Annotated in this window: 23 protein-coding genes and 2 tRNA genes; 17 read left to right on the forward strand and 8 right to left on the reverse strand. The window is 72.0% G+C overall.

Features of this window, described 5'->3' with window-relative positions; translation table 11 throughout:
• Positions 1-33 precede the first annotated feature (33 nt).
• The 4 genes from ACZ42X_RS05370 to ACZ42X_RS05385 all read left to right on the forward strand — a co-directional run bounded on the left by ACZ42X_RS05370 (position 34) and on the right by ACZ42X_RS05385 (position 3,198).
• Positions 34-1,146 (forward strand): SDR family oxidoreductase, encoded by a 1,113-nt coding sequence (locus ACZ42X_RS05370; RefSeq protein WP_468284540.1) that lies wholly within the window; start codon positions 34-36, stop codon positions 1,144-1,146.
• A 101-nt stretch (positions 1,147-1,247) separates the two neighbouring features.
• Positions 1,248-1,709, forward strand: a complete 462-nt coding sequence (locus tag ACZ42X_RS05375) for a molybdenum cofactor biosynthesis protein MoaE (RefSeq protein WP_361419468.1) — start codon at positions 1,248-1,250, stop codon at positions 1,707-1,709.
• Between the two features lie 158 nt (positions 1,710-1,867).
• Positions 1,868-2,038, forward strand: a complete 171-nt coding sequence (locus ACZ42X_RS05380; protein WP_361419465.1) for a hypothetical protein — start codon at positions 1,868-1,870, stop codon at positions 2,036-2,038.
• Positions 2,039-2,109: 71 nt separating this feature from the next.
• Complete coding sequence (locus ACZ42X_RS05385; RefSeq protein ID WP_468284543.1) at positions 2,110-3,198, forward strand: YlbL family protein; 1,089 nt, start codon at positions 2,110-2,112, stop codon at positions 3,196-3,198.
• A 146-nt stretch (positions 3,199-3,344) separates the two neighbouring features.
• Here the strand turns inward: ACZ42X_RS05385 and ACZ42X_RS05390 are convergent, their stop codons facing one another.
• Positions 3,345-3,902 carry a PPA1309 family protein gene (locus tag ACZ42X_RS05390; protein ID WP_468284545.1) on the reverse strand — a complete coding sequence of 186 codons (558 nt, stop codon included), beginning with the start codon at positions 3,900-3,902 and terminating at the stop codon, positions 3,345-3,347.
• 137 nt (positions 3,903-4,039) lie between these two features.
• On the opposite strand from ACZ42X_RS05390, the gene ACZ42X_RS05395 reads away from it, so the two are divergent.
• The 4 genes from ACZ42X_RS05395 (at position 4,040) to ACZ42X_RS05410 (ending at position 9,413) form a co-directional block, all read left to right on the forward strand.
• Positions 4,040-7,009: a UPF0182 family membrane protein gene (locus ACZ42X_RS05395; RefSeq protein ID WP_468285594.1), complete on the forward strand. Its 2,970-nt coding sequence runs from the start codon at positions 4,040-4,042 to the stop codon at positions 7,007-7,009.
• Between the two features lie 37 nt (positions 7,010-7,046).
• Positions 7,047-7,120 (forward strand) — tRNA-Met (locus ACZ42X_RS05400).
• Between the two features lie 212 nt (positions 7,121-7,332).
• Positions 7,333-9,249 carry a tetratricopeptide repeat protein gene (locus ACZ42X_RS05405; RefSeq protein WP_468284547.1) on the forward strand — a complete coding sequence of 639 codons (1,917 nt, stop codon included), beginning with the start codon at positions 7,333-7,335 and terminating at the stop codon, positions 9,247-9,249.
• A 90-nt stretch (positions 9,250-9,339) separates the two neighbouring features.
• Positions 9,340-9,413 (forward strand) — tRNA-Met (locus ACZ42X_RS05410).
• Between the two features lie 142 nt (positions 9,414-9,555).
• Here the strand turns inward: ACZ42X_RS05410 and ACZ42X_RS05415 are convergent.
• Positions 9,556-9,972, reverse strand: a complete 417-nt coding sequence (locus ACZ42X_RS05415; RefSeq protein ID WP_468284549.1) for a Fur family transcriptional regulator — start codon at positions 9,970-9,972, stop codon at positions 9,556-9,558.
• A 143-nt stretch (positions 9,973-10,115) separates the two neighbouring features.
• Between ACZ42X_RS05415 and ACZ42X_RS05420 the strand changes: the two genes are divergently transcribed.
• On the forward strand, positions 10,116-11,567 hold the full coding sequence (locus ACZ42X_RS05420; protein WP_468284551.1) for a catalase: 1,452 nt from the start codon (positions 10,116-10,118) through the stop codon (positions 11,565-11,567).
• 117 nt (positions 11,568-11,684) lie between these two features.
• On the opposite strand, the gene ACZ42X_RS05425 is transcribed toward ACZ42X_RS05420, so the two are convergent.
• Both ACZ42X_RS05425 and hisN read right to left on the reverse strand, forming a co-directional pair.
• Entirely contained in the window at positions 11,685-12,092 is a 408-nt protein-coding gene (locus tag ACZ42X_RS05425; protein ID WP_361419451.1) for a CBS domain-containing protein, read from the reverse strand.
• Between the two features lie 160 nt (positions 12,093-12,252).
• Positions 12,253-13,053 carry a histidinol-phosphatase gene (hisN, locus tag ACZ42X_RS05430; RefSeq protein WP_468284553.1) on the reverse strand — a complete coding sequence of 267 codons (801 nt, stop codon included), beginning with the start codon at positions 13,051-13,053 and terminating at the stop codon, positions 12,253-12,255.
• 120 nt (positions 13,054-13,173) lie between these two features.
• On the opposite strand from hisN, the gene ACZ42X_RS05435 reads away from it, so the two are divergent.
• Positions 13,174-13,824 carry a TetR/AcrR family transcriptional regulator gene (locus tag ACZ42X_RS05435; protein ID WP_468284555.1) on the forward strand — a complete coding sequence of 217 codons (651 nt, stop codon included), beginning with the start codon at positions 13,174-13,176 and terminating at the stop codon, positions 13,822-13,824.
• Here the strand turns inward: ACZ42X_RS05435 and ACZ42X_RS05440 are convergent.
• From ACZ42X_RS05440 to ACZ42X_RS05455, 4 genes are all read right to left on the reverse strand, one after another.
• Complete coding sequence (locus ACZ42X_RS05440) at positions 13,716-14,045, reverse strand: DMT family transporter (protein WP_361419442.1); 330 nt, start codon at positions 14,043-14,045, stop codon at positions 13,716-13,718. The genes ACZ42X_RS05435 and ACZ42X_RS05440 overlap by 109 nt on opposite strands.
• Positions 14,046-14,150: 105 nt before the next feature.
• On the reverse strand, positions 14,151-15,164 hold the full coding sequence (rsgA, locus tag ACZ42X_RS05445) for a ribosome small subunit-dependent GTPase A (protein WP_468284557.1): 1,014 nt from the start codon (positions 15,162-15,164) through the stop codon (positions 14,151-14,153).
• Between the two features lie 4 nt (positions 15,165-15,168).
• Complete coding sequence (gene aroA / locus ACZ42X_RS05450; RefSeq protein ID WP_468284559.1) at positions 15,169-16,488, reverse strand: 3-phosphoshikimate 1-carboxyvinyltransferase; 1,320 nt, start codon at positions 16,486-16,488, stop codon at positions 15,169-15,171.
• A gap of 86 nt (positions 16,489-16,574) precedes the next feature.
• Positions 16,575-17,288, reverse strand: coding sequence for a M50 family metallopeptidase (locus ACZ42X_RS05455; protein WP_468284562.1), 714 nt, complete (start codon positions 17,286-17,288; stop codon positions 16,575-16,577).
• Positions 17,289-17,418: 130 nt separating this feature from the next.
• On the opposite strand from ACZ42X_RS05455, the gene ACZ42X_RS05460 reads away from it, so the two are divergent.
• From ACZ42X_RS05460 to ACZ42X_RS05490, 7 genes are all read left to right on the forward strand, one after another.
• Positions 17,419-18,234 carry an SOS response-associated peptidase gene (locus ACZ42X_RS05460; protein ID WP_468284564.1) on the forward strand — a complete coding sequence of 272 codons (816 nt, stop codon included), beginning with the start codon at positions 17,419-17,421 and terminating at the stop codon, positions 18,232-18,234.
• 38 nt (positions 18,235-18,272) lie between these two features.
• On the forward strand, positions 18,273-18,923 hold the full coding sequence (locus ACZ42X_RS05465; RefSeq protein ID WP_468284566.1) for an alpha/beta hydrolase family protein: 651 nt from the start codon (positions 18,273-18,275) through the stop codon (positions 18,921-18,923).
• A 255-nt stretch (positions 18,924-19,178) separates the two neighbouring features.
• On the forward strand, positions 19,179-19,835 hold the full coding sequence (locus ACZ42X_RS05470) for a sigma-70 family RNA polymerase sigma factor (protein ID WP_355362581.1): 657 nt from the start codon (positions 19,179-19,181) through the stop codon (positions 19,833-19,835).
• Positions 19,832-20,143 carry a mycothiol system anti-sigma-R factor gene (rsrA, locus tag ACZ42X_RS05475; RefSeq protein WP_468284569.1) on the forward strand — a complete coding sequence of 104 codons (312 nt, stop codon included), beginning with the start codon at positions 19,832-19,834 and terminating at the stop codon, positions 20,141-20,143. The genes ACZ42X_RS05470 and rsrA overlap by 4 nt, the downstream gene beginning before the upstream one ends.
• 132 nt (positions 20,144-20,275) lie before the next feature.
• Positions 20,276-21,784 carry an HD-GYP domain-containing protein gene (locus ACZ42X_RS05480; protein WP_468284571.1) on the forward strand — a complete coding sequence of 503 codons (1,509 nt, stop codon included), beginning with the start codon at positions 20,276-20,278 and terminating at the stop codon, positions 21,782-21,784.
• The gene (locus ACZ42X_RS05485) at positions 21,781-23,049 is read left to right on the forward strand and encodes an HD-GYP domain-containing protein (RefSeq protein ID WP_468284573.1); all 1,269 of its coding nucleotides are present in this window, start codon (positions 21,781-21,783) and stop codon (positions 23,047-23,049) included. Before ACZ42X_RS05480 ends, ACZ42X_RS05485 begins: the two co-directional genes overlap by 4 nt.
• A 111-nt stretch (positions 23,050-23,160) precedes the next feature.
• The gene (locus tag ACZ42X_RS05490) at positions 23,161-24,141 is read left to right on the forward strand and encodes a tetratricopeptide repeat protein (RefSeq protein ID WP_468284575.1); all 981 of its coding nucleotides are present in this window, start codon (positions 23,161-23,163) and stop codon (positions 24,139-24,141) included.
• Positions 24,142-24,206 lie beyond the last annotated feature (65 nt).

Consider the following 24,206-nt stretch of genomic DNA (forward strand, 5'->3'; position numbering starts at 1 on the left):
GTACGTACTGAAGACAACCGCTGGAGACGCCCGGTGAGTTCCCCAGATCCGCAGGTTCGCGCAGCGCGAAACCTCTCAACCCAGTCCGCCGCCCGCCGGCCCGTCGTCGCGGTCACCGGTGCCGCCTCCGGCGTCGGTGACCTGCTGACCCGGCGCCTGGCCGAGTCCGAGCAGATCAAGCAGGTCATCGCCATCGACGAGCGCAGAGGCGAGGTCTCCGAAGCGCACTGGCACATCCTGGACGTCCGGGACCCGGCCATCGCCGAGAAGCTGCGCGGCGCGGACGTGGTGGTGCACCTCGCCCTCGACCTCGACCTGGAGACCGACGCGGCCGCCCGCACGGCGTACAACGTCCGCGGCACCCAGACCGTGCTGACCGCCGCCGCGGCGGCGGGCGTCCACCGGGTGGTGCTGTGCACGTCGGCCATGGTCTACGGGGCCCTGCCCGACAACGACGTCCCGCTCTCCGAGGACGCCGAGCTGCGGGCCACCGCCGAGGCCACCGGGGTGGGAGACCTCCTGGAGATCGAGCGCCTCGCACGCCGGGCGCCCCGCGCGCACCCCGGCCTGAACGTCACGGTCGTGCGCCCCACGGTCCTGGTCGGCGGCGGTACGGACACGGCGCTGACCCGCTACTTCGAGTCGCCGCGCCTGCTCGTGGTGGCCGGATCCCATCCGACCTGGCAGTTCTGCCACGTGGAGGACCTGGTCAGCGCGCTGGAGTACGCGGCGCTGGAGAAGGTCGAGGGGGAGTTCGCCGTCGGCTGCGACGGCTGGCTGGAGCAGGAGGAGGTCGAGGAGCTCAGCGGCATCCGCCGCATGGAGCTGCCGTCCGCGGTGGCCCTGGGCGCGGCGGCCCGCCTGCACCGGATCGGCCTCACGCCGTCGCCCGCCGGTGACCTGGCGTACACGATGCACCCCTGGGTGGTGAGCGTCGGACGGCTGCACGACGCCGGCTGGCGGCCGCGGTGGACCAACGAGGAGGTCCTCGCCGCGCTCCTGGAGGAGGTCCAGGGCCGCCACACGGTCGCCGGCCGCCGCCTCGGCCGCAAGGACGCGACCGCGGCGGGCGCGGCGGGCGCGACGGTGGCCCTGCTCGGCACGGCGGCACTGGTACGGCGGGCCCGCAGGCGCCGCGGCCTGTAGCGCCGACCGGCCGGAGCTGTAGAAGGCTCCAACGCGCGCGTGGACGGGCCGGGCGAAAACGCTATTCCGCGATGTCAGTGCCGTGCGGCACGATGGGCGGTATGGCACCCACGTACGACCACCCCGGCGAGCACGCGGCGGCGGACCCGATCCGGCTGCTGGAGATCCGCGACACCCCGCTGTCCCTGGACGAGGTCTTCCAGGCCGTCGGCGACGACGCGGCCGGCGGCACCGCGCTCTTCGTGGGCACCGTGCGCAACCACGACGGCGGCGCCGACGTCGACGCCCTCGGGTACTCCAGCCACCCGAGCGCCGAGGCCGAGCTGCGCCGGGTCGCCGAGAAGGTCGTCGCGGAGTTCCCGGTCCGTGCTCTGGCCGCCGTGCACCGGGTGGGCGATCTGGCCGTCGGGGATCTGGCGGTGGTGGTGGGCGTGTCGTGCCCGCACCGCGCGGAGGCCTTCGCGGCCTGCCGCAAGCTGATCGACGACCTCAAGCACGAGGTGCCGATCTGGAAGCACCAGCGCTTCTCGGACGGCACCGAGGAGTGGGTGGGGGCCTGCTGAGCCTCGTAGGCCGACCGGAGCTCCGGTCGGCTGGGACGATCGTCCGATTTGCGTAACCGCACCCCGGGCACGAGCGTTGAAACGGCGGATGGTTAATCTGCTGATCAGCCAGTGGCGAGTGAGCCGGTGGCGTTCGCTCATGGGGACGGGAGGTCGCGATGGCGGTTCTGGCGTGGTTGCTGATTCCGCTGTTCGCCGCCATCGGTGCCGCGATATGGGGGAGCTGGGCCTCGCGCACCCGTACCACGGAGGACGTGGCCGAGCTCGCGGGGTACGCCCGCTTCCGTGACGCGATGGAGAAGTCCCACTCCCGCGGCGGCCCCGTCTGAGGGCCCGGGAGTCACCCCGTACGGACCGGCCCCAGGGGTGCACTGACAGACGCGTCCCGTACTGTCGTTCCATGCCACGCCGCACTGCGACGATGCTCGCTTCAACCCTCATCCTCATCGCGCTGCTCTGCGCGGGCGTGTTCATCAAGGTGCCGTACTCCGAGATGAGCCCGGGACCGACGGTCAACACGCTCGGTGAGTCCGGCGGCGAGCCGGTGCTGCAGATCTCCGGCCACAAGACGTACCCGGCGTCCGGGCACCTCAATATGACGACGGTCAGGGTCACCGGTGCGGACTACAGGATGAACCTGGTCGAGGCCGTGTACGGATGGCTCGCCCACGACAGTGTCGTGGTGCCGCACGAGACCCTCTACCCGAACGGCAAGACCGAGGAGCAGTCCTCCCAGGAGAACGCCGAGGAGTTCAGCCAGTCCCAGGAGAGCGCCAAGGTGGCCGCGCTCGGGCAGCTGGGCATCCCGGTGGCGTCGCGGGTCGTGGTCTCCTCCGTCCAGAAGGACAGCCCCGCCGAGAGCACGCTCCACGCCGGCGACGTGATCAAGGCGGTGGACGGCACGGCCGTCAAGCAGCCGCAGGACGTCGCGAAGCTGGTCACCAAGCACCAGCCCGGCGAGAAGGTCGTCTTCACCATCGTCCCGGCGAAGGCGGCGGCCGCGGCGGAGAAGGCGGGCCAGGAGCCCACCACCACCGAGCAGCTCACGATCACCACGAAGAAGTCACCCGAGGGCGACCGGGCAATCGTCGGCATCCAGGCCGGTGTCGATCACGCGTTCCCGTTCCCCATCGACATCTCGCTCGCCGACGTGGGCGGCCCCAGCGCGGGCCTGATGTTCTCGCTGGGCATCTACGACAAGCTGACGCCCGGCGACCTGACGGGCGGCAGGTTCGTCGCCGGTACGGGCACCATCGACGAGAAGGGCAAGGTCGGCCCGATCGGCGGCATCGACATGAAGCTGGTCGGCGCGCGGAACGCGGGCGCCCGCTACTTCCTGACGCCCGCCGACAACTGCGCCGCGGCGGCCTCGGACACGCCCGACGGCCTCACCCTGATCAAGGTGGAGACGATCGACGGCGCGGTGAAGGCCCTGGAAAAGGTCCGCAAGGGCGACACCGCGGGCCTCCCGAGCTGCTCGGCGTCGTAAGCGCCGTACGCGTCATAAGCGCCGTAAGGAACGCCGTAACGCCGTAAGGCCTTAGAGAGGTCGCTTGCGCCGTGAACGGCGCACAAAGGAGAGGGCGCGGCATCCGCCGCGCCCCTCCGTACCCGCGCCGCCACAGCGCAGCCGCCTCAGCCCTCGAACGTCGCCGCCAGGGCCTCCGCCAAGCCGGGGACCAGGTCGGCGCCCGTGAGGACCTCCGTCGGGGAGTCCTTCTCGCGCAGCCGCAGCGCCGACTCCCGGGCCCCGTTGCGCAGCACCGCCACGGTCATCCGGACCTCCTGGCGGTCCGGGTGGCCGGCGACCCACTTCGCCAGCGCCGCCTCGTCGAGCCCCTCCGGCACGGACGCCTCGGCGGACGGCGGCAGCATCAGCCGCTCCACCGTCATCGCGCACCCGGCGACCGCATCCGGCCACGCGATCGTGGCGAGGAACTCGTCGAGGGGCCGGTCGGCGGGGATCTCGTCCTGCTCGATCGGGGTGAGCGGCGCGGCGGCCTCGCCCGCGTCGAGACCGAGCTGGGACGCGAGCCCCGGCTCCTGGGAGCGCAACCGCGCGGTGTCGACGAGGGCGAAGAGCCGGGCCGGCTGGTCCCAGCCGAGGCCGGACGCGTACTCGTCGATTTCGAGCACCGCGCGGGTGAGCGGACTGGCGGCCATCGGGGGGCCGGAGGGAGAAACGTTGGACATGGGCAATATCCTGCCTCCTTTCCACCCGGATACGGGAACTAGGTAAAGCCTGAGTAAGTTGCATCAGTGGGCCCTACGCTCGCTGGGCCCGCTCAGACACGACCGCGAACTTCGAGGGGCGCACGTTGGCTTTCCAGATGCCGGACCGCGGCGGAGGCCCGACCGGGCCACGGATCAGAGTCGGCCGGCCGTCCCGGCGGGCCCGCACCCTGCTCATGACGCTGGGGGTGCTGGCCGTGCTGGCCATGCTCTTCGTCATGTTCGCCGGGTTCTGGACGGACTGGCTCTGGTACCGGTCGGTCCACTATTCCTCCGTCTTCACCACCACCCTGTGGACCAAGATCGGCCTGTTCGCCGTCTTCGGCCTGCTCATGGCGACCGCCGTCGGGCTGAACATCTGGCTCGCCCACCGGCTGCGCCCGCCGCTCAGCGCCATGTCGCTGGAGCAGCAGAGCCTGGACCGCTACCGGATGGGCGTGGCGCCCTACAAGAAGTGGGTGTTCCTGGCGATCACCGCTCTGGTCGGGCTGATCGCCGGCGCCTCCGCCTCCGGCCAGTGGCGCACCTGGCTGATGTGGGTGAACGGCGTGTCGTTCGGCCAGAAGGACCCGCAGTTCGGGCTGGACGTCTCCTTCTTCACCTTCGACCTGCCCTGGTACCGGTTCCTGCTCGGCTTCGGCTTCGCCGCGACCGTGCTGTCGCTGATCGCCGCCGCCCTGACGCACTACCTGTACGGCGGGCTGCGCATCACCAGCCCCGGCGCGCGTGCCACCGCAGCCGCCACCGGACACCTCTCCGTCCTCCTCGGCGTCTTCGTCTCGCTCAAGGCCGTGGCGTACTGGCTCGACCGGTACGGCCTCGCCGTGAAGTCCAGTGACTTCAAGGCGACCGGCAACTGGACGGGTCTGCGGTACGTGGACGCCAACGCCTACCTGCCGGCCAAGACGATCCTCTTCTGCATCGCCGCCATCTGCGCCGTGCTGTTCTTCGCGACGCTCTGGCGCCGCACCTGGCAGCTGCCGGTCATCGGCTTCGGCCTGATGGTGCTGTCGGCGATCCTCATCGGCGGGCTGTACCCGGCGATCGTGCAGAAGTTCCAGGTCCAGCCGAACGAGCAGGCCAAGGAAGCCCCGTACATCGCCAAGAACATCGAGGCGACGCGCAAGGCGTACGACATCGACGAGGCGGAGCCGGAGAACTACTCCGGCAAGTCGACCGTCAAGGCCAAGGACAAGCTGCGCAGCGACGCCGACTCGGCCGCCAGCTACCGCGTGGTGGACCCGAACATCGTCTCGCCCACCTTCCAGCAGCTCGAACAGCGCCGGAAGTACTACCAGTTCCCGACCACCCTGGACGTCGACCGGTACCAGGGCAAGGACACGGTCGTCGGTCTGCGCGAGCTCAACATCCGCGGCATCCCGAAGCGGAACTGGATCAACGACCACTTCACCTACACCCACGGCTATGGCGCGATCATGGCCACGGGCACGGGGACGGACGCCAACGGCTCGCCCATCTTCACCGAGTCCGGTCTGCCCACCTCCGGCCAGCTCAAGACGTACGAGCAGCGGATCTACTACGGCGAGAAGACCGAGCAGTACTCGATCGTCGGCGGCCCGCAGAAGGAGCTCGACTACGAGCAGAACGGCGAGAAGACCACCAGCTACAAGGGCAAGAGCGGGGTCAGCCTCGAGAACACCTTCAACCGCGCGGCGTACGCGGTGGCCTTCAGCGAGCCGCAGATCCTCTACTCCGGAGCCATCGGCGACGGTTCGCGGATCCTGTACAACCGCACGCCCAAGCAGCGCGTCGAGGCGGTCGCCCCGTGGCTGACCATCGACGGCGACGCCTACCCGGCGGTCGTCGGCGGCCGTATCCAGTGGATCGTCGACGCCTACACGACGACGAACGGCTACCCGTACGCGTCCCGTACGACGCTGGGCACGACGACCACGGACTCGCTGACCGCCGGCAACGAGACCCGCGCGGTGGTCGCCCAGCAGAACCAGGTCAACTACATCCGCAACTCGGTGAAGGCCACCGTCGACGCCTACGACGGCACGGTGAAGCTGTACCAGTGGGACACCGAGGACCCGGTCCTGAAGACCTGGATGAAGGCGTTCCCCGGGACCGTCCAGCCGAAGGACGCCATCAAGGCGGACCTCAAGGAGCACCTGCGCTACCCGCAGGACATGTTCAAGGTGCAGCGCGAGCTGCTCACCCGCTACCACGTCAAGGACGCGGCGCAGTTCTACAGCGGCAGTGACGCCTGGCAGGTGCCGGACGACCCGACCAACAAGAACGGCCAAGCCGTTCCGCCGTACTACCTGAGCATGAAGATGCCGGGTGACACGGCGCAGCGCTTCTCGCTGACGACGACGTTCACTCCCAACGGGCGGCCCAACCTGGGCGGCTTCATGGCGGTCGACGCCGACGCCAACAGCAAGGAGTACGGCCGGATAAGGCTGCTGCGGGTGACGCAGGACGTGCCCGGCCCGGCGCAGGTCCAGAGCAAGCTCAACGGTCTGCCGTCCGTCGCCCAGTTCGTCCGCGACATGAAGGGCGCCGACTCCGACATCCAGTACGGCAACCTGCTGACGGTGCCGCTCGACGGCGGGTTCCTGTACGTCGAGCCGGTGTACGCGCAGGGCCGCAACGCCCTCTATCCGCTGCTGAAGAAGGTGGCCGTGTCGTACGTCGACGCGGACCAGCCGGAAGGCGACACCACCAAGGACACCACGGTGTTCGAGGACAACCTCGCCAAGGCGCTGAACGCGGTCTTCGGCGTGGAGGGCAGCACGCCCACCACGCCGCCCCCGCCGGGTGACACCACCAAGCCGCCGGCCACCGGCGACGCGGCGCTGAAGCAGGCCATCGCGGACGCGCAGAAGGCGTTCACTGACGGTGAGGCGGCGCTGAAGAAGGGCGACTGGGCGGCGTACGGCAAGGCCCAGGAGGCACTCGCGGACGCCCTGCGGCGCGCCGCGGCGGCGGACGCGGCGGCCAAGGCCGACCAGAAGCCGGCGGACGGAAAGCCCGCCGACCCGAAGCCGGCCGACGGCAAGCCGGCGGACCAGAAGCCCGCCGACCAGAAACCCGCAGGTTAAAGGCCCACCCCGCGTCGTGATACTGTGGTTTCACCGACGCGGGGTGGAGCAGCTCGGTAGCTCGCTGGGCTCATAACCCAGAGGTCGCAGGTTCAAATCCTGTCCCCGCTACTGAAGTCAAGGGCCCGGATCTTTCGAGATCCGGGCCCTTGGTGTGTGCCGGGGGAATACGCGACGGTACGACGCGCCAAGCGGCGGCCAGGTGGGGGCAGTTGGAGTGACTCGTGTTTGACTTGTCTCCCTGTGGGCATGTCGACAAAACGCTGAAGTGACCTCACTGGCTGCGGTATACCAGGTGTACGCGGTTTGCGGGTGGTGCGACGATGGAATTCATGGGGGACAGGGCAACGCTTTTGGAAACAGGGCGGTTTGTGGACGGTGCGGAGACCGGCGACGCCGTCGAGACCGAGGCACGGCACCGCCGCGCCGCCGACGACGGCGACACCGCGTCGATGAGCATCCTCGGAGCCATGCTGCTGCGCCGCGGCGACCTCGACGGCGCCGAGCCGTACCTGCGCGCGGCCACCGCCGACGGCGACCGTGCCGCCGCCAACAACCTGGGTGTCCTGCTGCACCAGCGCGGATACGCGGAGGAGGCCGCCGGCTGGTGGCGCATCGCCGCCGTGGCCGGCTCCGCCGCCGCCGCACACGCGCTGGGCCGTTACCACCGCGAGCGCGGCGACGAACCCGCCGCCGAGTACTGGCTGCGCCAGTCCGCCGAGCAGGGCCACGCCCTCGGCGCGTACGCCCTCGCCGACCTGCTGGAGCACCGCAGCGACGTCGGCGCCGAGCGCTGGCTGCGTGCCGCCGCCGAACAGGGCCACCGCGAGGCCGCCTACCGCCTCGCCCGCGCCCTGGAGCGCAAGGCGGAGGAGCAGGGCGACGGCGCCACCGCGACCGGCACGGGCCCCAGCACCGGCACCCGCCTCGGTACCGGCACGGGCACGGGCACCGGCACCGGCACCCGCCTCAATGCCGGCACCGGCACCCGTTTCAGTGCCGGAACCGGCACCCGCTTCAGCGCCGGAGCCGCGACCGAGACCGCCGAGCAGTGGTACCGGCAGGCCGCCGCACGCGGGCACCGCCGTGCCGCGCTCCACCTCGGCGCCATCCTCGAAAAGCGCGGCGAGCTCAAGGAGGCCGGCCGCTGGTACCTCACCTCCGCCAAGGACGGTGAGCCCCGCGCCGCCTGCGCGCTGGGCTTCCTGCTGCGCGATGCCGGCGACGAGGACAGCGCCGCCGTGTGGTGGCTGCGCGCCGCCCAGGACGGCGACGGTAACGCCGCCAACGCGCTGGGCGCCCTGCACGCCGCCCGCGGCGAGCACCAGACCGCTGAGCGCTGGTACCGCGCGGCCACCGACGCGGGCGACGTCAACGGCGCGTACAACCTCGGGCTGCTGTACGCCGCGCAGAACCGCGTCGCCCAAGCCGAGCAGTGGTACCGCCGCGCCGCCTACGCCGGCCACCGCGAGGCCGCCAACGCCCTCGCCATCCTGCTCCTCCAGAGCGGCGACCCGAACGGCGCCGAGCCCTGGTTCTCCAAGGCGGCGGAGGCGGGCAGCGTCGACGCCGCCTTCAACCTCGGCATCCTCTACGCGGGCCGCGACGACGACCGTACGGCGCTGACCTGGTACGAGCGCGCCGCCGCGGCCGGCCACACCGAGGCCGCGCTCCAGGTCGGCATCGCCAAGCTCCGGGACGGCGACGAGCAGGAGGCCGAGCGCCACCTGCGGATCGCCGCGGGCGGCGGCAGCGCCGAGGCGGCGTTCCGCCTGGCCAGCGTCCTCGACGCGCGCCAGCCGCCGCCGGGCGCGCCCGCGCTGGGCGAGCCGCAGGCGGCCAAGAGCGAGTGCGAGGAATGGTACGAGCGGGCGGCCGAGCAGGGCCATCGCCGCGCCCAGGTGCGGATCGGCATGCTCGCCGCCGCGCGCGGCGACACCACCGAGGCGGCCCGGTGGTACCGGGTGGCCGCCGAGGCGGGCAGCCGGAACGGTGCCTTCAACCTCGGCCTGCTCCTCGCCCGCGACGGGAACGAGCGCGAGGCGGCCCTGTGGTGGACCCGCGCCGCCCGCGCCGGGCACGGCCGGGCGGCCCTGCGCCTGGCGCTGCTCGCCGCCCGCCGGGGCGAGCTGGCCGAGGGGCGCCGCTGGTGCACGCGCGCGGTGGAGCTGGGCCCGGCGGAGGTGGCCGAGCGGGCGGCGCGGCTCAGCGAGGCGCTGCACCAGGAGCTCACGGCGTAGCGCGACCGGTCGCGTAACGCGGGTCACTCCCCAAGGCCCGCTTATGGATTTGCACTGGTCCACGCCGTCCCGTAAGGTTGAGTTCAACGACGCGGGGTGGAGCAGCTCGGTAGCTCGCTGGGCTCATAACCCAGAGGTCGCAGGTTCAAATCCTGTCCCCGCTACTGAAACCGAAGGCCCGGATCCTGATGGATCCGGGCCTTCGGCATGTGCGCGCGTCACGCCCGTCGCCCGCCATGCGAAAAGGCCCCCCGGTTCTCCGGGGGGCCTTTTCAGCAAGACGAGTCAAAGACCAGTCAGGACGGGTCAGGCGGTCGCGCAGCTGGGGCACACGCCGCGGTACGTGACCTCCACGTCCGAGATCGTGAAGCCGAAGCGCTCCGTGTCCGGCAGGTCGGACAGCGGGTCACCGGACGGGTGCACGTCGCGGATCGCGCCACACTGCGCGCAGACCAGGTGGTGGTGCGGGCGGTGGGCGTTCGGGTCGTACCGCTTGGCGCGGCGGTCCGTGGAGACCTCCAGGACCTCACCCAGTGACACCAGCTCACCCAGCGTGTTGTACACGGTCGCTCGGGAGATCTCCGGGAGTCGCTCCACCGCGCGCGCGTGGACCTCGTCAGCCGTCAGATGGACGTGTTCGCCATCGAGGACCTCGGCCACGACACGGCGCTGCGCGGTCATACGCCAGCCGCGTCCGCGCAGTCGTTCCAACAGGTCGCTCATGCAGACCAGCCTAACAGGGAGGGGACTCAGTCCCGAACGGGTGTGGCTTTGGATAGACACTTGACTTAGACAATGTCCATTGTAGGATCGGGAACGGCATTAGCCAAGGGACAGGACTTGCAGGAATGACGCAGGAGGCGCACGTGACGCAGGGACCGCTTACCACGGAGGCCGGCGCGCCGGTCGCCGACAACCAGAACAGCGAGACCGCGGGCGTCGGTGGTCCGGTTCTGGTCCAGGACCAGCTGCTGCTGGAGAAGCTCGCGCACTTCAACCGCGAGCGCATCCCGGAGCGCGTGGTCCACGCGCGCGGCGCCGGTGCGTACGGCACCTTCAAGGTGACGGCGGACGTCACCCCGTACACCCGCGCGAAGTTCCTCTCGGAGATCGGCAAGGAGACCGAGGTCTTCCTCCGCTTCTCCACCGTCGCGGGCAACCTCGGCGCGGCCGACGCCGTGCGCGACCCGCGCGGCTTCGCGCTGAAGTTCTACACCGAAGAGGGCAACTACGACCTCGTCGGCAACAACACCCCGGTGTTCTTCATCAAGGACGCCATCAAGTTCCCCGACTTCATCCACACCCAGAAGCGCGACCCGTACACCGGCTCGCAGGAGGCGGACAACGTCTGGGACTTCTGGAGCCTGTCGCCCGAGTCGACGCACCAGGTGACCTGGCTCTTCGGTGACCGCGGCATCCCCGCCTCGTACCGCCACATGGACGGCTTCGGCTCGCACACCTTCCAGTGGAACAACGAGGCCGGCGAGGCCTTCTGGGTCAAGTACCACTTCAAGACCGACCAGGGGATCAAGTGCCTCACCCAGGCCGAGGCCAACAAGCTCGCCGGTGAGGACCCGGACTCGCACCAGCGTGACCTGCGCGAGGCGATCGAGCGCGGCGAGTACCCGTCCTGGACCGTCGGCGTACAGATCATGCCCGCCGCCGACGCCGCGACGTACCGCTTCAACCCGTTCGACCTGACCAAGGTGTGGCCGCACGGGGACTACCCGGTCATCGAGATCGGCAAGCTGGAGCTCAACCGCAACCCGGAGAACATCTTCGCCGAGGTCGAGCAGTCGATCTTCAGCCCCGCCCACTTCGTGCCGGGCATCGGCCCGTCGCCGGACAAGATGCTCCAGGGCCGCCTCTTCGCGTACGGCGACGCCCACCGCTACCGCGTCGGCATCAACGCCGACCACCTGCCGGTGAACCGCCCGCACGCCACCGAGGCGCGGACGAACAGCCGTGACGGCTTCCTGTACGACGGCCGCCACAAGGGCGCGAAGAACTACGAGCCGAACAGCTTCGGCGGCCCGCACCAGATCGACCGCCCGCTGTGGGCGCCGATCCAGGTGACCGGCGCGACCGGCGAGCAGCCGGCGCCCGTCCACGCCGAGGACAACGACTTCGTCCAGGCGGGCAACCTCTACCGGCTGATGTCGGAGGACGAGAAGAACCGCCTGATCGAGAACCTCTCCGGCTTCATCGCCAAGGTCTCGCGCGACGACATCGTCGAGCGCGCGATCAACAACTTCCGTCAGGCCGACGGAGACTTCGGCAAGCGGCTGGAGGCCGCGGTCCAGGCCCTGCGCGGCTGAACAGCACTGGATCGCTTGTCGTAGGAAGAGGGCCGGCTCCCGCAGGGGGCCGGCCCTCCGGCCTGTCGGTGCCTTCGGCCGCCTGTCAGTGCCCGTCGGCCGCCTGCCGGCAGGGGCCTACGCCAGGACGGCCGCCGCCTCGCGCCGCCGTACGGGCGACGCCCAGCAGCGGATGATGTCGCGTACGGAGACGATGCCGACCGGGCCGGTGCCGTCCAGCACGATCAGATGCCGGAAACCGCCGTGCGCCATGGCGGTGGCGGCCTCGTCCAGGGTCCACTCCGGTGCGGCGAAGACCACGTCGGTCGTCGTGTGGGCGCCGGCGGTCTCCAGGTCCGGGTTCTGGCCGGCGCCGACGGATACGAGGATGTCGCGTTCGGTGAGGATGCCGAGGCCGCTGGTGTCGTGGTCCAGGACGACGGCCGCGCCGACGCGGCGCGCCGCCATCAGGGCGGCCGCCTGGCGGAGTGTGTGCGCGGGTCCGATGGTGAGGACCACCGTGCTCATGGCGTCACGGACGAGCATGGATGGAGCCACCTCCTTGGGGTGAACCGTCTCTTCGAGAACGGATTCACAAGTTCACAAGTGGGGGGACTCTCAGAGTGGCAGCCGAACAGTGCCGCAACAAGGGGTCTGCATCACCTGGCGCACATACGCCACGACGCTCCGTGCGCGTCGGCGGTCGTCAGGAACGCTGGTTCAGGTACCCCAGCAGCTCTTCGTGCAGCAGGCCGTTCGACGCCGCCGCGTTCCCGCTGTGCGGGCCGTGCTTCCCGTCCAGGCCGGTGAAGACACCGCCGGCCTCCTGCACCACGATGGCGGTCGCCGCCATGTCCCACAGCGACAGCTCCGGCTCCGCGCACATGTCCACCGAACCCTCGGCGACCATCATGTACGGCCAGAAGTCGCCGTAGCCGCGCGTACGCCAGCACGCACGCGTGAGGTCCAGGAAGCCGTCGAGACGGCCCTGCTCCTCCCAGCCGCTGAGCGAGGAGTACGCGAACGACGCGTCGGACACGTCCGCCACCTTCGACACGTGGAGGCGCGTGGCCGACGACAGGCTCCGCCCGGTGTACGCGCCCAGCCCCTTCGCCGCCCACCAGCGGCGCCCGAGCGCGGGGGCCGACACCACGCCCACCACCGGCTGGAAGCCGCCCTCGCCCGCCTCCATGAGGGAGATCAGCGTCGCCCACACGGGTACGCCGCGGACGTAGTTCTTGGTGCCGTCGATCGGGTCGATCACCCAGCGGCGCGGGCCCGTGCCCTCGACGCCGTACTCCTCGCCGAGGATCGCGTCGCGCGGCCTCGCCCGCTGCAGCTGGCCCCGGATCAGCTCCTCGGCGGCCCGGTCGGCCTCGCTCACCGGCGTCATGTCCGGTTTGGTCTCGACCTTGAGGTCGAGCGCCTTGAACCGGTCCATGGTGGCGGCGTCGGCGGCATCCGCGAGGGCGTGGGCAAGACGCAGATCATCGTGGTAATCGGCCATGGCCCGCACTCTATCCCGGCGGACCGGCGCCTTCCGCAGGGAGTCTTGACAGTGCGTGGCCACCCGTCAACTCTGAGCGCAGAGCCGCCTGGTGCTGAGCCGCTGGTCTGGGAGGCGACGATGCCCACTGCCCGAGACGCCCTGCTCGACGCCGCCCTTGCGGCGCTCGCCGACCTGCCCTGGCCGGCGGTCCGGATGGTCGAGGTCGCGGCGGCCGCCGGGGTGTCCAGGCAGACCCTCTACAACGAGTTCGGCAGCAAGGAGGGATTGGCCCGTGCCCTGGTGCGGCACGAGGCCGACGCGTATCTGTGCGGCATCGAACGGATCCTCGCCGAACGGACCGACCCCACAGAACGGACCGACCCCGTCGACCGGTTCCTCTCGCTCACCGAATGGACCGTCCGCGAGGCCCGGGCGAGACCCCTCCTGCGCGCCCTGCTCACCGGCTGCTGGAGCGAACGGCTTCCCGTGCCGGGCTCCGCTCGCCGCCGTACGCGCGTACCGGGTCCCCCGGCGCAGCGCCGCGCCGACGCGGGGGCCCCGGCGCCCGGACAGCTGGTGGCGGCGGTGCGGGACCGGTTGGGCGAGGCGGCGGGCCCGGGCGTGGACCGGGACGCCTGCGAGCTGCTCGTACGCCTCGCGCTGTCGTACGTCGTCGCACCTCAGTGGGAGGAGCCGGACAGCTGGAGGCCGATGACCCCGACGATCACCAGCGTGATCGAGATGATCTTCAGCACCGATACCAGGTCACCGAGGAAGATCATGCCGTAGATGGCGGTCCCCGCCGCTCCGATGCCGGTCCACACGGCGTAGGCCGGGCCGACGTCCAGCTTCCGCAGCGAGAGGGTCAGCAGGCCGAAGCTGCCGAGCGCGAAACAGGCGAAGGCGACCGTCGGCCACAGCCGGGTGAACCCGTGCGAGAGCTTGAGGCAGACCGCGAAACCCGTCTCGAGTAAACCGGCGACGATCACCAGCAGCCACGCCGTCCTCACAGTGCCTCCCGCGTCCGTGGTGATCCGTGACTGCTTCGTCGGACTTGGTCCGACTTGGTGCGATTATGCACTCGCCGGGCGGCGGGAAACGCAAACGTGCGCGACTCAGTCGCCTTCGCGTCGCTCACGCGTGGCGAGAAGTCGCCGCAGCGAGTACAGCCGCGCCGGATCCGCGTGGCCCTCGGCCACCCACTCGTCCAGTGCGCAGTCCGGCTCGTCGTGGCTGCACGCGCGCGGGCAGCCCTCGGTGCCCGGCACCAGCTCGGGGAAGGCGTTGATCACCCGGGACGGATCGACGTGGTTCAGCCCGAAGGACCGCACGCCCGGGGTGTCGATCACCCATCCGTCCGCGCGGTCGAGGGGCAGGGCCAGCGCCGAGGTGGTGGTGTGCCGGCCCCGTCCCGTCACGGCGTTGACGTCACCGGTGAGCCTGCGCCGCTCCTCCGGCACCAGCGCGTTGACGAGGGTCGTCTTGCCGACGCCCGAGTGGCCGACGAACGCGGTGGTGCGGCCGGCGAGGTACTCGCGCACCCGGTCGGCGGCGGTGTGCCCGTCGTACAGCTCCTCGCGGCTGGTGACGACGTACGGGATGTCGAGCGCGCCGTACAGCTCCAGCAGCTTCTCGGGCGGGGCGAGGTCCGACTTGGTCAGCACCAGCAGCGGCTCCAGGCCGCCGTCGAACGCCGCGACCAGGCAGCGGTCCACCAGCCGGGGCCGCGGCTCGGGGTCGGCGAGGGCGGTGACGATGGCCAGCTGGTCGGCGTTGGCGACCACGACCCGCTCGAACGGATCGTCGTCGTCGGCCGTACGGCGCAGGACGGACGAGCGCGGTTCGATCCGTACGATCCGGGCCAGCGTGTCCTTCGTGCCGGACAGGTCACCGACGAGCGACACCCGGTCGCCCACCACGGCGGCCTTGCGGCCCAGCTCCCGGGCCTTCATCGCCATGACCGTACGGCCGTCGACCAGGCACGTCAGCCGGCCCCGGTCCACGGTCAGGACCATCCCCTCCGCCGCGTCCTCGTGCTTGGGGCGGATGGTGGTGCGGGGACGGTTGCCCTTGCGGTTGGGCCGCGAACGGATGTCGTCCTCGTCCGTGTGCTTGCCGTAGCGGCGCATGTCGTCAGGCCTCGAGCATTCCGGTCCACATCTGCGGGAAGTCCGGCAGGGTCTTGGCGGTCGTCGCCACGTTCTCGATCAGTACGCCGTCGACGGCGAGGCCGATGATCGAACCGGCCGTCGCCATGCGGTGGTCGTCGTACGTGTGGAAGACGCCGCCGTGCAGCGGGCGGGGACGGATGTGCAGGCCGTCCGCCGTCTCGGTGACATCGCCGCCCAGCTCGTTGATCTCCTTGGTGAGCGCGGCCAGGCGGTCCGTCTCGTGCAGGCGCAGATGGGCCACGCCGCGCAGGGTCGACGGCGAGTCGGCGAGCGCGGCGACCGCGGCGATGCCGGGCGTGAGCTCGCCGACCTCGCTCAGGTCCACGTCGATGCCGTGGATCGCGCCCGTACCGGTGAAGGTCAGGCCCTGCTCGGTGAGCTCGCAGGAACCGCCCATCTCGGTGAAGATCCGGCGCAGCGCGTCACCGGGCTGGGTGGTGCTGGACGGCCAGTCGGGGATGGTGACCCGCCCGCCGGTGACCAGGGCGGCGGCCAGGAACGGCTGCGCGTTGGACAGGTCCGGCTCGACGGTCAGGTCGCGGCCGAGCAGCGCGGAGGGGGAGACCCGCCACACGTTCGGCTCGCCGCCCGTCTCCGGCTCGTCGACCTGGGCGCCGACCGCGCGCAGCATGTCGACGGTCATCCGGATGTGCGGCATGGACGGCAGCTTGGCGCCGGTGTGCCGGACCTCGACGCCCTGGTTGAAGCGCGGCGCGGACAGCAGCAGGGCGCTGACGAACTGCGAGGACGAGGAGGCGTCGATCTCCACCGGGCCGCCGTCCAGGGCCCCGCTGCCGTGCACGGTCAGCGGCAGGCAGCCGCGCCCGTCGTCGTCGATGCGGGCGCCCAGGGCGCGCAGGGCGTCGATCACGCCGTGCAGCGGCCGCTCGTGGGAGCGCGGGTCGCCGTCGAAGTGGACCGGGCCGTCCACGAGCGCGGCGACGGGAGGCAGGAAGCGCATCACCGTGCCGGCGTTGCCGACGTCGACGGTGGCCGGGCCGTGCAGGCCCGCCGGGATGATCCGCCACCGCTCGCCGGTGCCGTCGGGGCCCACGCCCTCCTCGATGCCGACGCCCAGGGTGCGCAGGGCCTCGGCCATCAGCAGGGTGTCGCGCGAGCGCAGCGGGCGGCGCAGCCAGCCGGGCTCGGAGGCGAGGGCGGCGAGGACCAGGCCGCGGTTGGTGACCGACTTGGACCCGGGCACGGTGACGGTCGCGTCGACGGCTCCGCGCGCGTGGGGAGCGGGCCAGAGATCGGAGGGCACGGGGCTGCTATCGGTCATGCCCTTCACTTTAGACGGGCCCTATGGCCAGAGGTCACCTGCGCCGGATTCTCATGATCAGCTGACCGGCGGGCCGAACGCGGTGCTCACAGCCCCAGCATCCAGCGCCCCCCGCCGATCAGCGAGCACACCGACACCGTGTGGAAGAAGAACAGCCACAGAGCGGGCGGTACGTGGGTGAGCCGCGAGAGCTGGTCGGCGTCCGAGTCCGGCGCCCCGCCGTGCCGCCGCTTCGCCTGGAGCTCGAAGGCGGGGCGTACACCGCCCATAAGGAGGAACCACACCGCGCCGTACGCGAACGCCGCCTGGACGTCCGGTCCCGTCAGCCACGACACCAGCAGGAAGGCCGCGCCGGTGACGATCACGGTGAGCGCCCCGTACGCGTTGCGGATCATCACGAGCATCGCCGCGAGGAGCGCCGTCGCCACCCACAGCAGCAGCGTGACGCGGTGCGCCGCCAGCAGCCAGGCGCCGCCGAGGCCGAGGAGGGGCGGCGCGGTGTAGCCGGCGGCCGCCGTGAGGATCATGCCCAGCCCGGTCGGCCTGCCGCGGCTGACGGTCAGGCCGCTGGTGTCCGAGTGCAGCCGGATGCCCTGCAGGCGGCGGCCGCTGACCAGGGCGACCAGGCCGTGGCCGCCCTCGTGGGCGATGGTGATGGCGTTGCGGGCGAAGCGCCATATCCCGGGCGGCGCGGTGACGGCGAGGGCGGCGACGGCCGTGGCGATCACGAGCCACCTGTCGGGGGCCGGCTGGGTACCGATCAGGCGGTCCCAGAGGGCGGCGAGGCTCGTGCTGTCCATGGTGGGGCGGCTCCCTGGAGTCGTGGGCGTACGGAGCATCCTCCGCGTCCGGCGGGCGCGGACTCAAGCCCCGCCCGTAACGCACGCCCCCTAGGCTCGTATCCGCACACACAGGAGGGGTGGTCACACGATGTGCGGACGGTACGCGGCGAGCCGGAGGCCCGAGGACCTGACGGGTCTCTTCGGCGTCGAGAAGTGGGATCCCAAGGAGACCCTGGACGCCGACTGGAACGTGGCTCCCACCAAGGACGTCTATGCGGTCCTCGAACGCCCCCTCAAGGGGGCGGACTCCCGGCGCCCGGTCCGGCAGCTGAGGGCCCTGAAGTGGGGGCTCGTCCCGTCCTGGGCGAAGAACCCGGAGGGTGCCGCCCGGATGATCAACGCGCGGGCGGAGACCGTCCATGAGAAGCCCTCCTTCCGGCAGGCCTTCACCACGCGCCGGTGCATCCTGCCCGCCGACGGTTATTACGAGTGGGTGACCGGCGCCGACGAGCGGCAGCTGGAGGAGCAGGGCAAGCGCAAGCGCACGCGCAAGCAGCCGTACTTCGTCACGCCCGCCGACGGCTCGGTCTTCGCGATGGCGGGACTGTACGAGTTCTGGCGCGACCCCACCCTTCCGCCCGACCACCCGCAGGCGTGGTGGGCCACCTGCTCGGTGATCACCACGGAGGCGGACACCGACCCCTTGGGCGTGGCCCCCGCAGAGGGCCCGCGCTCGCTGGCGGACATCCACCCGCGCATGCCCCTGATGCTGACGCCCGACCGCTGGGACGCCTGGCTGGACCCGGCCCGCACGGAGGCGGAGGACCTGCGCTCGCTGCTCACGCCGCCGCCCGCCGGCCTGATGCGGGCCTATCCGGTGACGCCCGCCGTCAGCAACGTCCGCAACAACGGCCCCGAGCTGATCGAGGAGCTGCCCGGCCCGGTGGAGGAAACCCTCTTCTGAGGACCGGGTTGCAGACCCCGGCTTGGCACCATGGCACCGTGACCAACAGTGAGATCGTGCCGACCGGCGTCGGCGACGCCCGTATCACCTGGTACGCCGCCGAGGGCGACGCCCGCCTCGTCGTGGCCCTCGGCCACGGCGCAGGGGGCGGTGTCGAGGCGCGGGACCTGCGGGCGCTCGCCGCGAGCCTGCCGGCCGCCGGGGCGACCGTCGCCCTCGTCGAACAGCCGTGGCGCGTCGCCGGGAAGAAGCTCGCCCCCGCGCCCAAGACCCTGGACGCCGCCTGGCGGGACCTCTGGCCCGCCCTGCGCGTGCCCGGCCTGCCGATCGTGGCCGGCGGGCGCAGCGCCGGGGCCCGCGTCGCCTGCCGCACCGCCGGTGAGCTGGGCGCCCGCGCCGTCCTCGCGCTGAGCTTCCCGCTCCACCCGCCGGGCAGGCCGGAGAGCTCCCGCGCACAGGAGCTCCTCGGCGCGGGCGTGCCGACCCTCGTCGTCCAAGGCGGCAACGACCCCTTCGGCAGGCCGGCGGAGTTCCCGGAGGCAGGGCCCGAAGAGCGGTACGAGCTCGTGGAGGTCCCCTACGGGGACCACGGGTTCGCCGTGCCGAAGCGGGCGGCGGTGACCCAGGAGGAGGCGCTCGCGGTCATCACCGGGGCGGTCGGGACGTGGGTGAGTGGCCTGCGGGAATGAGAAGCGGCCGGGGCGTTGTTGTGACGGGCGTCGGTGTAGAGAGCAGAGCCAGGAGAGGGAGTCCGTCGCATGGGTTCGATCAGCTGCCCGAGCCGCTCCGAGGCCACTGAGCTGGACTGGACCGTGCTTCCCGCGGCCAGGACCGTCCCTGTCCGGGCATCGGGCGGACCGAATCTGAAGGGACTGGCGCCGGAAGGTCGACTATTCTCCGATTCGAGCGGGTCCGCACTCGGTCTCGCCACAGCGCTGGAGGAGGTGGGTCCGGTCACTGGGACCGACACAGGGACCAACGAAGGCCCCGAGGAGACGGAGTCCGAGCGCAACGCGCGCTTCGAGCGGGACGCCCTCGGCTACCTCGACCAGATGTACTCGGCGGCCCTGCGCATGACGCGCAACCCGGCCGACGCCGAGGACCTGGTCCAGGAGACGTATGCCAAGGCGTACGGGTCCTTCCACCAGTTCCGGGAGGGGACGAACCTCAAGGCCTGGCTGTACCGGATCCTCACCAACACCTTCATCAACTCGTACCGCAAGAAGCAGCGCGAGCCCCAGCGCAGTGCCGCGGAGGAGATCGAGGACTGGCAGCTCGCCCGCGCCGAGTCGCACATGTCCACCGGTCTGCGGTCCGCCGAGTCGCAGGCGCTGGACCACCTGCCCGACTCCGATGTGAAGGAAGCCCTCCAGGCCATCCCGGAGGAGTTCCGCATCGCCGTGTATCTGGCCGACGTAGAGGGCTTTGCGTACAAGGAGATCGCGGACATCATGGGGACACCCATCGGTACGGTGATGTCCCGACTGCACCGTGGCCGCCGCCAGCTGCGCGGCATGCTCGAGGACTACGCCCGCGAACGCGGCCTGGTCCCCGCGGGCGCCGGAGAGTCGTCGAACAACGGGAAAGGCTCGGGCTCATGAGCTGCGGAGAGCCGCACGAGACGGAATGCGCAGAGGTCCTGGACCATCTCTACGAGTTCCTCGACCGTGAGATGCCCGACAGCGACTGCACCAAGTTCGAGGTGCACTTCGAGGAGTGCTCCCCGTGCCTCGAGAAGTACGGGCTCGAACAGGCCGTGAAGAAGCTGGTCAAGCGGTGCTGCGGGCATGACGACGTACCGAGCGACCTGCGGGCCAAGGTCATGGGGCGCATCGAACTGATCCGCGCGGGCGAGGCCGTGCCCGACCACGACGTGTCCGCCGGGCCCGCCCCCGCCACCCAGGAGTAGGCCCGGGTCGACCGCGCGCGACCGCGCGGCTTGGTCACCCGAAGGGGCTAATCGATTCCGTCCGCCGCCACCGGGAGGGCACCGGCTCGTAGCCTGGCGCTCGATTCGGAGGGCCGGCGGGAGGCGGAAACGGTGGCGGGCATTCCGGTGGGGGCGTGGGCATACATCGCGGGTGCCGTGCTGTGCGCCTCCGCGTGCGTGCTGCCCGCGCTCGACCCGGCCGCCGACACCCCCTGGGGCGCGGTCGTGCTCCTCGCCGCGCTCTACGCCTTCTGCGAGTGGCCCGCCCGGTGGTCGGTCACCGGGCGCGCGACCGGGCACGTCCCGGGAGGCTCCGCCGTACCGGTGAGCGCCGGGTCGTTCTTCCCCGTCCTGCTCGCCGCCGCGCTGCTGCTGCCACCCGCCGCGGCCGCCCTCGTGGCCGTGCCCGGGGCGCTGGCCGCCCCCGTCGAGCACCGGCCCGCCACCCCTCGCCGGATCTGGCGCGCCGCACGGCTGGCCATCGCCGCCTGGGCGGCCGCGTGGGCCGCCGCGCAGACGGCGGTCGCCGTCGGCGGCGGCCCCGACGCCCTGTCGGCCGCGCCCGGCTTCCCGTGCGTCCTGCTTCCCGCCGGCCTCTCGGCGCTCGCCTTCTGCCTCGTCCTCACCGCCCTCGACGGCGGCATCCTCGCCACCGCCGAACGCCTGCCGGTGCGCAGCGCCTGGCGCGGGCTGCTGCCGCGTTCGCTGGCGCCGCACGCCGTGCACGGGCTGGCCGGGCTGATGATGGCCGTGCTGTGGCGCAGCCCGTACGGCTGGCCCGCCGCGCTCTTCGTGCTGCTGCCGATGTACGTCTCCTGCTGGATGTTCGCGCAAGTCCACCGCGAGCGCGCCGCCCACCAGGCGACGATCCGGGCGCTGGTCCAGGCCGTCGACATCAAGGACACCTACACCCGCGGCCACAGCGAGCGCGTCGGTCACGCGTCGGTGCTGATCGCCCGCGAACTGGGCATGGACGAGGCGCGCCTGGAGGTGATCCGCTTCGCCGGGATCCTGCACGACGTCGGAAAGCTCGGCGTGCCGACCCGGGTGCTGCGCAAGGACGGACCGCTGACCCCGGAGGAGCGGCGGGTGATCGAGCTGCACCCGGAGTACGGGCACGAGATGGTGCGCGGCATCGGGTTCCTGGGCGAGGCGCGGGCGGCGATCCTCCACCACCACGAACGGATGGACGGCAGCGGCTACCCGTACGGGCTGCGCGGCCGCCAGATCCCCGAGTTCGCGCGCGTGGTGGCCGTCGCGGACGCCTTCGACGCGATGACGTCGACCCGCTCCTACCGGTGCGCGCGGCCGGTCGCCACGGCGCTGGCGGAGCTGGAGCGCTGCGCGGGCACGCAGTTCGACCCCCGGATGGTACGGGCCCTGGTGCGGGCGCTGGAGCGGCACGGCTGGGAGCCGGCGGTCACCGCCGACGACTCCCGCGACCCGGCGCGCCGAAACGTCCCTCCACCACGCGACCGGCCGCGCCCCCCGGAACCGGCGCCCGAGGACGTGCCCGACGCCGCTGCACGGGACGGCGACGCACGGGACGGCGACGCACGGGACGGCGACGCGCGGGACGGCGACGCGCGGGGCCGCGACGCGCGGGGCCGGGCCCGGTGAGGGCGCTCGGGGCCGCCCACGCGGCCGCCGCCGCGCTCACCGCCGCCGGACTCGCCTGGACGCTGTGGCACGGCGTCGCCGAGCCCGGCACCGCACTCGCCTTCGGCCTGCTCATCGCCGTCGGGGAGCTCGCCCGCTGGACCGCCCGGCCCGGCGTGGCGGCCGGGCCCGTGCTCGCGGAGCCCTGGGGCCGGGAAGCCGCGCCCCTCGGCGCCGCCGGAGCCCTCGCGTACGCCCTGCTCGGCGAGTCCGCCGGGCGGCCCTCCACCCACGGGGTCCTCCAGACGATCGCCGTCGTCTTCGCCGGGGCGCTCGTCGGAGCCGTACCGCACGTGGCCCGGGGCTGCGGGCCGGCGCTGGACCACCTGGCCCGGCGGGTGCTGACCACGGCGTTCGCCGCCGTCTGCTTCCAGCCCCTCTACAACTCCGGACGACTGGACGAGACCGTCGGACAGGGCCCCTTCTACGCCCTGTTCCTGGTGCTCCTGCTGGTCCTGACCGCCCTGTGCGACGCCGTCCTCGCCGCCCTCATGCTGCGCGCCCGCACGGGCTACCGGTACGGGCCCCTCCTCCGCGACGAACTGCGCGCCCTGCTCGGCGTCGGCTCCGCGGTGTGCGCCACCGGCGCCGTCATCGCCCTCGCCGTCGCGGCCGCCGGACTGTGGGCGCTTCCCCTCTTCTGCGTACCCCTGCTCCTCACCCAGCTGTCCTTCCGCCGGTACGCCGCCGTCCGCGCGACGTACCGCCAGACCATCGCCTCCCTCGCGCGTGCCACCGAGATCGCCGGGTACACGACCCCGGGACATGCCCACCGGGTGGCGGCGCTCAGCCTCGCCGTAGGGCGGGAGCTGGGCCTGTCTGAGCCCGACCTGACCGTGCTGGAGTACGCCGCGCTGATGCACGACATCGGACAGCTGTCCCTCGTAGACCCCGTACCGGAGGGGGCCACCGCCCTCCTCCCGGCCGCCGAGCAGCGGCGCATCGCCCTCCTCGGCGGGGCCGTGGTGCGCCAGACCGGCGTCCCGGCGGCCGTCGCGGTCGTCGTGGAGCGGCAGGCCGACCCCTACCGGGAGCAGCCGCCGCCCGCGCGGATCGTCCGCGCCGTCAACGCGTACGACGATCTGGCCGGGGAAACCGCCCAGGGATCCCTCACCGCCCTGGAACAGCTCCGGCTGGGCACCGCGCGCGACTACCACCCCGCGGTGGTGGAAGCCCTGGCCAGAGTGGTGGCCCGGGGCTGCGTCACCGGTCGCGCAGCTGGGTAACCCATGGGTAATGAGCGGGCGCCCGACCGGGCATGGTTGGATGCGAACAAGAGGGTGTCCGGGGGCAGAGACCTTCAGCGAAAGCGACCGGCAGACCGGCAGGCGGGAATCGTGAGGATCTTCGGGAAGGTACGGCATCGGCCCTCCGCCTCGTGGCGGCAGGCCACCGACCGCGCGTTCACGCTGATCGGGGACGGGCGGTACGAGGACGCGGGCGCGCTGCTGACGCGGGCGGCGGACCTGGAGCCCTGGCTCTCGGAGTCCTGGTTCAACCTGGCGCTGCTGCACAAGTTCCGGCACGACTGGGAGCAGGCGCGCACGGCGGGCCTGCGCGCGGTCGCGCTCCTCGACAAGGACGCCGGCGCCCCGGACTGGTGGAACGTCGGCATCGCCGCCACCGCGCTCCAGGACTGGCCGCTGGCGCGCCGCGCCTGGCAGGCGTACGGCCTGAAGGTGCCGGGGGCCGCCGCGGCGAGCGGTGAGCCGACCGGGATGGAGCTGGGCAGCGCCGCCGTACGGCTGTCGCCGGAGGGCGAGGCCGAGGTGGTGTGGGGCCGTCGGCTCGACCCGGCCCGGATAGAGGTGCTCTCCATTCCGCTGCCGTCCTCCGGCCGGCGCTGGGGCGAGGTCGTGCTGCACGACGGGGTCCCCCATGGAGAGCGCACCACGTCCGCCGGGCACAGCTTCCCGGTGTTCGACGAGATCGAGCTGTGGGCACCGTCCCCCGTACCGACCTGGGTGGTGCTCCTGGAGGCGGCGACCGAGGCCGACCGGGACGCCCTGGAGCGGCTCGCGGCCGACGCCGGGTTCGCCGCCGAGGACTGGTCCTCGTCCGTACGGCTGCTGTGCCGGCCCTGCTCGGAGTCGCGGATGCCGAGCGCCGAGGGCGAGGGCGAGCACCTGGACCCGCACGACCACAGCGAGCCCGGGCACCCGGGCCCGCTCGGGCACCGCTCGCCGGGCGAGCTGTGGGTGCCGGAGCGCGAGTGCGGCATCGCGGCGCCCGCCGGACTGGTCCGCGGGCTGCTGGACGGCTGGGTGGCGGACAGCCCGGACAGCCGCGAGTGGCGGGATCTCGAAGAAGTCTGCTGAGCCGGGTCGTAGGCTGTACCAGCACATCAGGCATGCATGCATCGGGTACTGAGAAAGGCGCAGAG

The sequence above is a fragment of the Streptomyces sp. NPDC030862 genome, from assembly GCF_055571835.1.

Excerpts from the sequence above, each read along its gene's own strand:
- ACZ42X_RS05375 (WP_361419468.1), top strand. The coding sequence starts at position 1,248 with ATGGCACCCACGTACGACCACCCCGGCGAGCACGCGGCGGCGGACCCG.
- ACZ42X_RS05380 (WP_361419465.1), top strand. The coding sequence starts at position 1,868 with ATGGCGGTTCTGGCGTGGTTGCTGATTCCGCTGTTCGCCGCCATCGGT.
- ACZ42X_RS05385 (WP_468284543.1), top strand. The coding sequence starts at position 2,110 with ATGCCACGCCGCACTGCGACGATGCTCGCTTCAACCCTCATCCTCATC.
- ACZ42X_RS05390 (WP_468284545.1), bottom strand. The coding sequence starts at position 3,902 with ATGTCCAACGTTTCTCCCTCCGGCCCCCCGATGGCCGCCAGTCCGCTC.
- ACZ42X_RS05395 (WP_468285594.1), top strand. The coding sequence starts at position 4,040 with ATGCCGGACCGCGGCGGAGGCCCGACCGGGCCACGGATCAGAGTCGGC.
- ACZ42X_RS05405 (WP_468284547.1), top strand. The coding sequence starts at position 7,333 with ATGGAATTCATGGGGGACAGGGCAACGCTTTTGGAAACAGGGCGGTTT.
- ACZ42X_RS05415 (WP_468284549.1), bottom strand. The coding sequence starts at position 9,972 with ATGAGCGACCTGTTGGAACGACTGCGCGGACGCGGCTGGCGTATGACC.
- ACZ42X_RS05425 (WP_361419451.1), bottom strand. The coding sequence starts at position 12,092 with ATGCTCGTCCGTGACGCCATGAGCACGGTGGTCCTCACCATCGGACCC.
- hisN (WP_468284553.1), bottom strand. The coding sequence starts at position 13,053 with ATGGCCGATTACCACGATGATCTGCGTCTTGCCCACGCCCTCGCGGAT.
- ACZ42X_RS05435 (WP_468284555.1), top strand. The coding sequence starts at position 13,174 with ATGCCCACTGCCCGAGACGCCCTGCTCGACGCCGCCCTTGCGGCGCTC.
- rsgA (WP_468284557.1), bottom strand. The coding sequence starts at position 15,164 with ATGCGCCGCTACGGCAAGCACACGGACGAGGACGACATCCGTTCGCGG.
- aroA (WP_468284559.1), bottom strand. The coding sequence starts at position 16,488 with ATGACCGATAGCAGCCCCGTGCCCTCCGATCTCTGGCCCGCTCCCCAC.
- ACZ42X_RS05455 (WP_468284562.1), bottom strand. The coding sequence starts at position 17,288 with ATGGACAGCACGAGCCTCGCCGCCCTCTGGGACCGCCTGATCGGTACC.
- ACZ42X_RS05460 (WP_468284564.1), top strand. The coding sequence starts at position 17,419 with ATGTGCGGACGGTACGCGGCGAGCCGGAGGCCCGAGGACCTGACGGGT.
- rsrA (WP_468284569.1), top strand. The coding sequence starts at position 19,832 with ATGAGCTGCGGAGAGCCGCACGAGACGGAATGCGCAGAGGTCCTGGAC.